Raw genomic sequence first — 12,027 nt, forward strand, 5'->3', positions numbered from 1 at the left:
CAGTGACCCCCTGCTTGTAAGGCAGGTGCTCTGAACCAACTGAGCTAAGAGCCCGAAAGGGAGTGCAAATATAGGATAGTTTTTTGTTACCCAAAACAAAAAAAAGAAAAAATCACACCACTTCAGCGACCGTAAAATTACTGCCCCCCACAAAGATGAGATCGTCCTTTCCCGCCCGTTCCTCAGCTGATTCAAGGGCTTTATTTACCGAGGAAAAAACCTCACCTTTTAAGCCGAATTCCACGGCTTTTTCAGCAAGTTTTTCGGCAGACAACCCCCTCTGAATATCCGGTTTACAGAAGAGGTATTTGGCATTCTTTGGAAACAGGGGAAGGATCTGGTCCAGGTTCTTTTCCTGCACAAAACCCAGTATGAACCAAAGGGATTCATATTTCTCTTTTCGGAGTTGTTCCATTACCAGGGTCAATCCTTCACTGTTGTGAGCCGTATCTGCAATGATTTTCGGACTTTCGGAAAGGATCTGCCATCGCCCCAGGAGTCCGGTGTTCTCTACAACTCTCATCAATCCACAACGGATATGTTCTTCTGAGATCGTAAAATCCTTAAGGGCGTTGATCACAGCCAAGACTCCTTTGATATTCCTGTACTGGTATGACCCAAGAAGAGACGTAGGGTAGGTTTCGGAAATCACATCTTCGGCAAAGATGATCGGTGCCCGCTGCTGTTGGGCCACAGCGGTGAATACTTCCCAGGTCACATATTGTCTTTCGCTGACCACCACCGGGGTATAAGGCTTGATGATACCAGCTTTTTCATAGGCGATCTTTTCCATGGTATCCCCCAGCAGGTCCGTGTGGTCCATCCCGATGTTGGTTATCAGAGATACCTCAGGATTTATAATGTTTGTAGAATCCAGCCGTCCGCCAAGCCCAACTTCGATCACGGCGATATCCACTCCTTCTTTGGAGAAATAATCAAACGCCATGGCCACGGTCATCTCGAAAAAGGACATGCGTTTTTTCTGGATATAGGGCTTATTCCCGCCGATGAATTCCATAACCTCCTCTTCCGGGATCTTCTGCCCGTTGATCCTGATCCGCTCCCTGAAATCTCGGAGGTGGGGAGAGGTGTACAGACCGGTTTTATAACCGGCCTCCTGAAGTATGGAGGCCAGCATATGGCTGCAGGAACCTTTGCCATTGGTCCCCGCTACATGTATGCTTTTGAAGGTGAGATGGGGATCCCCCAGATGGGTAGAGAATTCCTGAATCCCCTGGAGTTTACCATTGTAAGCCGAAGCTCCTTTTTGCTGGTACATGGGAAGCTGGGCGAACATCCAATCCAAGGTTTCCCGGTAGGTCATGTACTATTCCCCTAATTTAAAGTTGACGACCACAAAGCCAATCTGCTGTGCCGGTGCTTTCGAATCCGGATTCCAGCGATGCAGAAATGCTGTTTTCCTGGCAGGATCAAGGAGACAGGGATGATTATTGGTCGTTCCTTTGACTCCCGGGGTAGCTTCGATCACCCGTCCATTCTGGTCCACCACGATCCTGACCACCACCCGGCCTTCTTCGTTGCAATTCTGCTCTTCCTTGCCCCTGCTGGCCAAAGACCTGCCTTTGAGACCATATCCCCCTGTGCCGCTTCCCGATCCGGGACTGCCGTAATAGCTGTTCGCATAAGGGTCTCCATCGGGCTGACCTTTATCGCCCGGCAGGGCATCATCGCCTTCATTGCCCTGGGCGGTACCATCGGCATTGTTGATTCCTCCCATGAGGGCGTCCAGCTTTCTTTTCTTGGCTTCCTCCTCCTGTCGCGCTCTCTCAATGGCAGCCTGCCTTTCTCGTTCGGCCCTTTCCGCTTCTTCTTTGAGTTTTCTCGCAGCCTCCTCAGCTTTGCGCTTTGCCTCATTCTCCTTCTGTATCCTGATGGCCTCCTCCCTTTCCTGGGTGAGGAGGTTTTCAGCTTCCTTATCCGGGGAGGTGTCTTCAGGTGTTTCGTCTACTTCCTCAGGTTCGGCTGCAGTTTTTTCGGTTTCCACCGGCTGGGGGGTCTCCTCCTGTTTGGGTCTGAGCAATTCCTGGGGCTGTTCCCTTCCGGAACCGAATTCCATGCTTCCAAAGTTTACGGTGATCCCATTTTCAATGGGCGGGTCCATATAGGTAAGGCCGATATAAAAAAGCAACAGGACGAGGGCGCTCAACAGAAAGACCGTGAGCGAGAATGATTTCTTTTTGTGTCTCGTATCCAGCAACGCCATCAGTTGGGTCGCACTGCGAGGATCACCTTGTAATTATTCCTGTTGGCAATGTCCATGACGTTTACGGCCTCTTTGATGGCCACGCTTTCCTCTGCCCTGAGAATAATAGTGGGGTTCTCTTTCCCTTCCAGCGCTTTTTTTAATTCAATTTCAATATAGGTTCCGTTGATCTGCTGATTGTTCACAAAGTACTCCAGGTCCCTGTTGATGGAAACCGAGACGTTCTGGGTGTTGGTCGACTTCCCTCGGGCCTTGGGCAATAACAGGTCCAGGGCGTTGGGAGAGTTGGCCGTCAGCATAAAGAAGATCAGCAGCAGAAAAACGATGTCCGTCATGGAGGACATGCTGAATTCCGGACTGATCTTATTTCCTCTTTTCAGTTTCATAGGTCCGTCTTATACGGGTTCATTAAGGAGGTCGAGGAATTCCACCGCATGGGCCTCCATCTTATGGATGACCTTGTCTGTTCTGTTGACGAGGTGGTTGTATCCCACATAGGCGATGATCCCCACTACCAATCCGGCTACGGTGGTAGTCATGGCCGTATAGATACCGGAGGCAAGGGCTCCCATTTCGGCCTGTCCTCCGCTGCTCGCCATTTGGTGAAAGGCCAGGATCATCCCGATCACCGTACCCAGGAATCCGATCATAGGAGCGGCTCCAGCCACGGTCGCAAGGATATTTACATTTTTTTCAAGTTTGTAAACCTCGAGTGTTCCGGCATTCTCTATAGCTGCGTTGATATCATCCAGCGGTTTTCCAATTCTGGACACCCCTTTTTCCGTCAAACGGGCAACCGGGGAATCGGTCTGGGCACACAGGATCTTGGCGGCATCGAGTTTACCGTTCATCACGTGGTCCCGTATCTGGTTCATAAAGTTTTTATCGATAGTCGATGCGGCCTTGATAGCCAGTAACCGCTCAAAGTAAATGTACAGAGCCACGGCCAGCATGGCGAAAAGTACGGAGATGATCACGATGCTTCCCGTTCCCCCACTGAGGATCAGATCGATGACGGAAAGTGTCTTTTCTTCGGATATTATCTCCCCAACCTGGGCCTCATCAGCCAGATCTTGAAATAGAATCATAGAAGTTCCCTTAATTATTTTGCCCCTATAACGGAGTTCTGTCTATTTAATTATGCGTTCAACAGTAAATTTCTAATGAGAATAAATGTGACCGCTCCTGCCAGGAATCCGACCAGGGCAAGCCAGGCGATCTTACGGAGATACCAGAAGAAGTCGATCTTCTCCATTCCCATGGCCACAACACCGGCGGCGGAACCAATAATGAGCATACTTCCACCGGTTCCGGCAGAGTAGGCGATAAAGTGCCAGACGGGATCATCAATAGGAACAGAGAACATTCCAATACTGGCAGCTACCAGGGGAACATTATCGATAATGGCCGAACCAACTCCCAGAATCAATATGACCAGATCTGAAACCGTGCCTGCGACGGCTTCCGTTCCCAGCATCGGCATGTATTGATCCAGGGATTCTGCGAATTCAAAAAGCATCCCGAGCGATTCCAGGGCAGCCACTGCCAAAAGGATTCCCAGGAAGAATAAAATACTGGGCAATTCTATCTTGGATAGGGAGGTATGTACAGGGCTGTGATGGTCGTGTTTTTCTTCATCAAAGTCCACCGTTGAGATACTGAATTTGGCATTGCTGTAGATCTCGGCAAAAGTCGCCACGATAGCCAGGGACAGCATCATCCCAACGTAGGGAGGCAGATGCGTGATCGTTTTGAAAAAGGGAACGAATACGATGGACCCCAATCCCAGGTATAACATAGTCCCTCCATAGGGAGATTTTGGGACCTCTTTTTTTTCCAGGTCCATATCCAATTCCCCTTTAAAAACCTCGTAGCGCAATGCAAAAAGAACAGGCACTACCATACACATCACGGAAGGGATAAAGACGTGTTCGATGAGTTGCCATGCAGACACCTTATTGGCGATCCAGAGCATGGTGGTCGTTACGTCCCCGATAGGAGACCAGGCACCCCCTGCATTGGCGGCAATCACGATCATACCGGCAAACCAGAGTCTGATCTCCCTGTCCTTGATCACTTTCTGTAATATGGTGACCAGTACAATGGTCGCAGTAAGATTGTCTATGATCGCGGAAAGAATAAAGGCAAGGATGGAAAAAAGCCACAATAATTTGGATTTCTTCTTGGTGCGGATATAGCCTTTAATGGTAGCAAAGCCATCGAAGTAATCGATGATCTCCACAATCGTCATGGCACCCAGGAGGAATACCAGGATCTCAGCAGTCTTCCCCAGGTGGTGCAGGAGCATCTCATCCAGATGGGAAGGTTCCAGCTCCTTGAGTTCCGCATTGACCTCAAAAACCGGCATATGGGTCAGGGCGATCAACGCCCAAAGGATTGCCATCATAGCCAGGGCCGGGATCAACTTATCGATTTTCAGGTTATGCTCCAGGGTAATAGCCAGGTAACCGGCCAAAAAGACAATGATGATAATGGTTTCCATATTGGTTAGATTTTACAAGAGTTGTTTAAGTGCAATTTCAAATGCCGTTTTGCTTAAGTTAGTCTTGGTATGATTTTGCTTAAAGATATTCAAAATTGCCTTTCTGATCACATCAGAGGTATCCTTAAATATCAATTCGTCTTCCATCGCAACCCTGCCTTCCATAAAAAAGGCAAAAACACGGGCCATACCACAGTTGGATATAAAGTCAGGGATCAGGCTCACCTTCTCGTCTGTGTATTCCATGATGGGCCCGAAAAAGATCTCCTTATCGGCAAAGGGAACATTGGCCCCGCAGGAGATCACTTCCAAACCGCTGTCGATCATCTGGGTGATCTGGTCTTTGGTTATGAGCCGAGAAGCCGCACACGGCGCAAAGATCTCCGTCTGCAAGCTCCATATCCGTTCATTCATTTCCGTAAATGGGATCATCCTGTCCGCATCGGCGATGAGGGTATTTCCCTTTTTGTGAAGGAAAAAGGACTTGATCTCATCAAATGAGAATCCATCTTCCTTGATGACCCCACCGACACGGTCGATAATGCCCACAACCCGTGCTCCCATTTGAGCCAGGTAGAAGGCCGCAGCAGCGCCTACATTCCCAAATCCCTGTACAATCGCCTTTTTACCGATCACGGAACCCCCGTAAATATCGTAATAATGCCGGACCGCCTCAGCAACCCCGTACCCGGTGATCATGTCGGCTACCGTGTATTTCTTACTGGTGTCCGGGGAGTATGCCGAACTTTCCAGCACCTTGATGACCCCCAGTCTCAGCTGGCCTATGCGGTTGATCTTATCGGCTTCGGTGGGTTTAAAGTGTCCGTTGAACACCCCCTCCTGAGGGTGCCAGACACCCGCGTCTTCAGTGATCGGGATCACCTCGTGGATCTCATCTACATTGAGATCACCCCCTGTGCCGTAATAACTTTTGAGCAATGGGGAGACCGCCCTGTACCAGCGTTCCAGCACTCCCCTTTTCCTGGGATCGTTCGGGTTGAAATTGATACCGGATTTGGCTCCGCCTATTGGAGGTCCGGATACCGTGAATTTCACCTCCATGGTCTTTGCCAGGGAGAGGACTTCATTCATGTCAAGGCCTTCCCTCATTCGCGTTCCTCCGCCTGCGGCACCTCCCCGAAGAGAATTGATCACCGCCCAGCCCTCGGCCTCCGTTTCCGGATCCTTCCAGTTAAAAACGATTTCCGGGGCTCTATCCTCGTACTGCTTTAAAAGGTCTTTCATTAAAAATCAGGATTTGATTATGAGTTCGTTTACTTAAGAATAGTTTTGTCCCATAACACAGGACCGCCTGTATTTAAAGCTAGTGCTGTCTCATAATTACCATGCGAATCAAGCGTGTTAAAACCCTGGGAACAAATATAAAAATATTGACCGGGTATGAAAGGATTTCCATTTCATCTATAGGGATGTGACTAAAAAATATGATTATGATATTCTCAAATCGATCATATAATCATTGAATAATATCCAATCAAGCCGTATATTTGGGAGCCTTTTTTAACAATACTATAAACGCGATGGATTTTACACTTACGGAAGAGCAACTGATGATCCAACAGGCTGCACGGGATTTTGCCCAGCAGGAATTATTGCCGGGAGTAATTGAAAGGGATGAAGAGCAAAAATTCCCTGCCACTCAGGTAAAGATGATGGGTGAACTTGGGTTTATGGGGATGATGGTCGACCCAAAATACGGGGGCAGCGGTCTCGAAACGCTTTCGTATGTCCTGGTCATGGAAGAATTGTCTAAGGTGGATGCATCTGCTTCCGTCATTGTTTCGGTAAATAACTCCCTGGTGTGCTGGGGCCTTGAGACCTACGGAACAGAAGAACAGAAGCAGAAATACCTGACAAGGCTGGCCACTGGGGAGATTATTGGAGCCTTTTGCCTTTCTGAACCGGAAGCCGGCAGTGATGCCACTTCCCAGAAAACCACTGCTATTGACAAAGGGGATCATTATATACTCAATGGGACCAAGAACTGGATCACAAACGGAGGAACTGCCGATGTGTACCTGGTAATGGCACAAACCGATCCTGCCAAAAAACACAAAGGCATCAATGCCCTGATTGTGGAAAAAGGCATGAAGGGATTTGAGATCGGCCCGAAAGAGAATAAGTTGGGTATCCGCGGAAGCGATACGCACTCCCTGAATTTCAACGATGTGAAAGTGCCCAAGGAGAACCGGATTGGGGAGGATGGATTTGGTTTTAAGTTCGCCATGAAAACCCTGGCAGGAGGAAGGATAGGGATCGCAGCCCAGGCCCTTGGGATTGCTGCAGGGGCCTATGAATTGGCTAAAAAATACTCCAAAGAAAGGAAGGCTTTCGGTACAGAGATCATGAATCATCAGGCCATAGCCTTTAAGCTGGCCGATATGCATACGCAAATCGACGCTGCCCGCATGCTGGTGTACAAAGCTGCTGTAGACAAAGACCAGCACAGGAATTATGACCTGTCTGGGGCCATGGCCAAACTATACGCTTCCCAGGTAGCTATGGAAACGACGGTTGAGGCTGTACAGATCCACGGAGGAAATGGTTTTGTCAAGGACTATCATGTGGAAAGAATGATGAGGGACGCCAAGATCACTCAGATCTATGAAGGAACCTCGGAGATACAGAAGGTCGTGATTTCGAGGAGTATTCTCAAGGACTGATGTGACACAAGCAGGTATTAACTCCATTCTATATAAAAAGACCCGTTTCCAGGGTCTTTTTTGTTCAGGTCCCATTATCAAAATAGCATTTTAATAAGGGTTAAAATTCCATATTGATTTTATTTTAAGAATATATTAAAAACGATGCATTTCTTTTACTGAATAGAGCTAAATCAAGAATGATTCCTAGTGTTTTTGATATTTTTGTTCAAATACACTAAAGTGATGTTGAAGAAGCAAGGATTGTATTTACCCGAGTTCGAGCATGACAATTGCGGAGCGGGATTCATTTGTAGCTTGAAAGGGAAAAAATCGAATGAGATCATCCACAAGGCCCTGGAGATCCTTGACAAGCTGGAGCACAGAGGAGCTGTCAGTGCGGATGGGAAAACCGGGGACGGAGCAGGGATCCTGATCGATATACCCCATCAGTATTTTACGGAGGTATGTTCCTTTGATTTACCCGAAGCCGGGGATTATGCAGCCGGGAATGTCTTTTTACCCAAAAAGGAGAACCAGAGGGTATTTTGTATGCAAGTCCTGGAAGAAGAGATCGCCAGGCAGGGACTCCGTTTACTGGGATGGAGGGATGTACCGGTAAACAAGGGTATCCCGGGCAGGATAGCTTCAGAGACTGAACCTTATGTGAAGCAGATCTTTGTAGGCAAAGAAAACGAAGAACAGGATACGGCAACCTTCAACAGGAAACTGTTCATCGCAAGGAAGGTTACAGAGCACAGGATCATCGATTCAAAGCTTTCTGAGACCAAGTTTTTCTATGTTCCGAGCCTGTCTACCAAAATAATCATCTTCAAGGGGTTGCTGATGCCTCAGGACATCAAGTTATATTACAAAGACCTGATGGACCCCCGGGTGGTCACGCGCCTGGCGCTCGTGCATCAGAGGTTTTCCACGAATACCTTCCCTACATGGGATTTGGCCCAACCCTTCCGGTATATGTGCCACAATGGGGAAATCAATACGCTGCGAGGTAATGTCACCCGGATGCGATCCAGGGAAGCCCTGATGGAAAGTCCGCTTTTCGGACCGGAGATCAAAAAAATACTCCCAATCATCCTGCCGGGTAAATCAGACTCTGCCACTATGGATATGGTGGTAGAACTGCTATTGATGACAGGCAGATCCTTACCAGAGGTAATGATGATGCTGGTGCCCGAGGCATGGGAGAAAAACACGGAAATGTCCGATACCAAAAAGGCTTTTTACGAGTATAATTCATGCCTTATGGAGCCTTGGGACGGACCCGCTTCCATCCCTTTTACAGATGGGAATTACATAGGAGCACTTCTCGACAGGAACGGACTTCGGCCTTCCCGATATTCAGTCACGAAAGATGGGTATGTGATCATGTCCTCCGAAACCGGAGTACTGGAGATCGCTCCTGAAAATATTGAGAGACACGGCCGTCTGGAACCCGGGCGGATGTTCCTGGTCAATATGGAAGAAGGACGGATCGTAAATGATACGGAAATAAAGGAGGCCATTGCAAAGAAGCACCCATACAGAAAGTGGCTGAATGACAACCTGGTCCACCTGAGGGACATTCCCTACAATGACTGCCCCCTGTTCCTGGGGGAGGAGACCGTGGAGAAGAGGAAAGCCATTTTTGGGTACACCCTGGAAGATATCAACACCATAATCCTGCCGATGGGTAAGAACGCAAAAGAACCTATCGGATCTATGGGATCAGACACCCCCATTGCGGTTCTGTCTGAAAGGCCTCAGCTGATATACAATTACTTCAAACAATTATTTGCCCAGGTTACCAACCCTCCCCTTGACGGGATCAGGGAGGAACTCATCACGGATATCAGTCTTACCCTGGGGACAGACAGGAACATTTTTGAGATCACGGAACTCCATTGCCGAAAACTCAAGATTCAGAACCCAGTCATCTCCAAGGAGGACCTGGACAAGATCAAAAACTATGACGCAAGCCCTGATTACAAAGTGGTATCCATCCCTATGCTGTACGAAGTGGACCGGGGTCACAATGGCCTGGAGGACGCCCTGGATTCTTTACTGAACCAGGCCTCTAAAGCGATCGATGAAGGGGCGAATATCATCATCTTATCCGACCGGTTTGTAAGCCGGCAAAAAGCACCTATTCCGGCCCTTCTGGCTTGTTCTTACGTCAACAGTGGATTACAGCGATTGGGCAAAAGATCTAAGCTGAGTATCATAATAGAATCTGCAGAACCACGGGAAGTGCACCATTTTGCCCTCCTCTTTGGATTTGGAGCCAGTGCTATCAACCCTTACCTGGTCAACGAGATCATAGGGGAACAGATCGAGGAAAATGACATTACCGAATACACCTTTGACGAGGCTATTAAGAATTACAACAAGGCCATAGGGAAAGGCATCGTGAAGGTGATGAACAAGATCGGGATCTCCACGCTGAATTCGTACAGGGGTTCCCAGCTCTTCGAATGCATCGGCCTGAATACACAGGTGGTGGAGAAATATTTCCCAAATACACCCACGAGGATTCAGGGGATCGGCCTATACCAGATCGAAAAAGAAATCTCTAAAAGACATAAAAAGGCCTTTGCCCATACTCATGTAGCGGCCAACCTCGACCTGGAGATCGGAGGAGAGTACAGATGGAGGCGGGATGGAGAAAAACATATGTTCAATCCTCTTTCGATTGCAAAACTCCAGAAGTCGGTCCGAAACAATGAACCCGAGACCTACAAAGAATTTGCTGAGATCGTCAATGAACAATCCAGAGACCTGATGACCATAAGGGGGTTGTTTGAATTTACCAATTTCGATCCCATCCCCCTGGAGGAAGTGGAGCCCTGGACGAATATTGTCAAGCGCTTTAAGACCGGGGCCATGTCATACGGTTCCATCAGCAAGGAAGCTCATGAGAATCTGGCTGTGGCCATGAACCGGATCGGCGGGAAAAGCAATTCCGGGGAAGGGGGTGAAGACGCTGAACGTTTTTACAAGAATCAGACGGGAGACTGGCGCAACAGTGCCATCAAACAAGTGGCTTCGGGTCGATTCGGGGTTACCTCCAACTACCTGACCAATGCCCAGGAGATACAGATCAAAATGGCACAGGGTGCCAAACCGGGGGAAGGCGGTCAATTACCAGGTCCGAAGGTAAATCCTTTCATCGCCAAGACGAGGAATTCCACGCCTTATGTGGGACTCATCTCGCCACCACCCCACCACGACATCTATTCCATAGAGGATCTGTCTCAGCTGATCTACGACCTGAAGGCTGCCAACCGAAAGGCGCGGATCAATGTAAAGCTCGTATCCGAAGTAGGGGTGGGAACCGTAGCAGCCGGTGTTGCCAAGGCCAAGGCCGATGTGATCCTTATTTCCGGGTTTGACGGAGGAACGGGTGCTTCGCCCCTGACCTCCCTGAAACACGCAGGACTGCCCTGGGAACTGGGAATAGCCGAAGCGCAGCAAACCCTGGTCATGAACGACCTGAGGAATCGCGTTGTACTGGAATGCGACGGGCAGTTGAAAACGGGACGGGATGTGGCTGTGGCCTGTCTGCTGGGAGCCGAGGAGTTCGGATTTGCAACTGCTCCCCTGGTGGCTTCAGGCTGCATCATGATGCGGGTCTGCCATTTGAATACCTGTCCTGTAGGTATCGCCACCCAGAATCCGGAGCTGAGGAAGAAATTTGAAGGAAAGCCCGAACACGTTGTGAATTATATGTATTTCGTAGCCCAGGAACTCAGGGAGATCATGGCGAAATTGGGCTTTAGGACGATTGATGAAATGGTAGGACAGGTGCACAAACTCAACAGGAACAAGGCTATTGATCATTACAAGGCTAATGGCCTGGATCTCACGCCCATCCTCCACACCATTGATGTCCCCAAGGGCACGAAACTGTACAACACCACCAAACAGGAGCATACCGTGAAGGATTCGATTGAGTTTGAAATCATTTCCCAGGCGCATCCGGCCCTTTTCCGGAAAGAAAAGACCAGCCTGGATTTCGCGATCCACAATACGAACCGTGCAATCGGGGCCATCATCAGCAATGAGATCTCAAAGATATACGGGGCTGAAGGCTTGCCTGAAAATACGCTGAAACTCAATTTCACCGGGTCTGCAGGGCAGAGTTTTGGGGCCTTCGCGACCAAAGGCCTCACCATGGTGGTCAATGGGAATACCAATGATTATCTCGGCAAAGGGTTGTCCGGTGCCAAAATCATCGTCAAGATCCCGGAAAAATCCACCCTGAAGCCCGAGGAAAATATCATTACCGGAAATGTGACACTCTACGGGGCTACCTCCGGAGAGGCTTATATCAACGGTAAGGCAGGAGAACGATTCTGTGTTAGGAACTCCGGGGCCACGGCCGTTGTGGAAGGCATTGGGGACCATGGGTGTGAATATATGACCGGCGGAGTAGCCGTAATCCTTGGGGAGGTCGGCAGAAACTTCGGAGCCGGAATGAGCGGCGGGATCGCATATGTGCTGGATGAGAACAAGACCTTTGAACAACGCTGCAACAAGGAAGCCTTGAACCTGCTGGCCGTTGAGGAAGAGAAGGACATTCAGCAATTGAAGACCCTGATTGAAAATCACTATAACGCAACTTTTAGTCCGCTTGC

8 protein-coding genes are annotated in these 12,027 nt (G+C 49.0%); 2 read left to right on the forward strand and 6 right to left on the reverse strand.

Annotation, left to right across the window (positions count from 1 at the left end; genetic code table 11):
- Nucleotides 1–112 precede the first annotated feature (112 nt).
- Genes ABYP73_RS06495 through ABYP73_RS06520 form a run of 6 tightly spaced genes read right to left on the reverse strand, consistent with a single transcriptional unit; the run spans nucleotide 113 to nucleotide 5,972 of the window.
- Nucleotides 113–1,324, reverse strand: coding sequence for a folylpolyglutamate synthase/dihydrofolate synthase family protein (locus ABYP73_RS06495; protein ID WP_372973804.1), 1,212 nt, complete (start codon nucleotides 1,322–1,324; stop codon nucleotides 113–115).
- Nucleotides 1,325–1,327: 3 nt separating this feature from the next.
- Nucleotides 1,328–2,224, reverse strand: coding sequence for an energy transducer TonB (locus ABYP73_RS06500; protein ID WP_372973805.1), 897 nt, complete (start codon nucleotides 2,222–2,224; stop codon nucleotides 1,328–1,330).
- The gene (locus ABYP73_RS06505; RefSeq protein WP_372945140.1) at nucleotides 2,224–2,610 is read right to left on the reverse strand and encodes an ExbD/TolR family protein; all 387 of its coding nucleotides are present in this window, start codon (nucleotides 2,608–2,610) and stop codon (nucleotides 2,224–2,226) included. The genes ABYP73_RS06500 and ABYP73_RS06505 overlap by 1 nt, the downstream gene beginning before the upstream one ends.
- 9 nt (nucleotides 2,611–2,619) lie before the next feature.
- Nucleotides 2,620–3,312 (reverse strand): MotA/TolQ/ExbB proton channel family protein, encoded by a 693-nt coding sequence (locus ABYP73_RS06510; RefSeq protein ID WP_372945141.1) that lies wholly within the window; start codon nucleotides 3,310–3,312, stop codon nucleotides 2,620–2,622.
- Nucleotides 3,313–3,362: 50 nt separating this feature from the next.
- On the reverse strand, nucleotides 3,363–4,727 hold the full coding sequence (gene nhaD, locus ABYP73_RS06515; protein ID WP_372945142.1) for a sodium:proton antiporter NhaD: 1,365 nt from the start codon (nucleotides 4,725–4,727) through the stop codon (nucleotides 3,363–3,365).
- A gap of 12 nt (nucleotides 4,728–4,739) precedes the next feature.
- The gene (locus tag ABYP73_RS06520; protein ID WP_372945143.1) at nucleotides 4,740–5,972 is read right to left on the reverse strand and encodes a Glu/Leu/Phe/Val dehydrogenase dimerization domain-containing protein; all 1,233 of its coding nucleotides are present in this window, start codon (nucleotides 5,970–5,972) and stop codon (nucleotides 4,740–4,742) included.
- A 296-nt stretch (nucleotides 5,973–6,268) separates the two neighbouring features.
- Here ABYP73_RS06520 and ABYP73_RS06525 point away from each other — a divergent pair, with 296 nt between their 5' ends.
- Entirely contained in the window at nucleotides 6,269–7,411 is a 1,143-nt protein-coding gene (locus ABYP73_RS06525; RefSeq protein WP_372973806.1) for an acyl-CoA dehydrogenase, read from the forward strand.
- A gap of 225 nt (nucleotides 7,412–7,636) precedes the next feature.
- Nucleotides 7,637–12,027: glutamate synthase large subunit (gene gltB / locus ABYP73_RS06530; protein ID WP_372973807.1), on the forward strand; the 4,391-nt coding region annotated here is incomplete at its 3' end.

Origin of the sequence: Muriicola sp. (assembly GCF_041567615.1) — a bacterium.
Taxonomy (GTDB): domain Bacteria; phylum Bacteroidota; class Bacteroidia; order Flavobacteriales; family Flavobacteriaceae; genus Muriicola.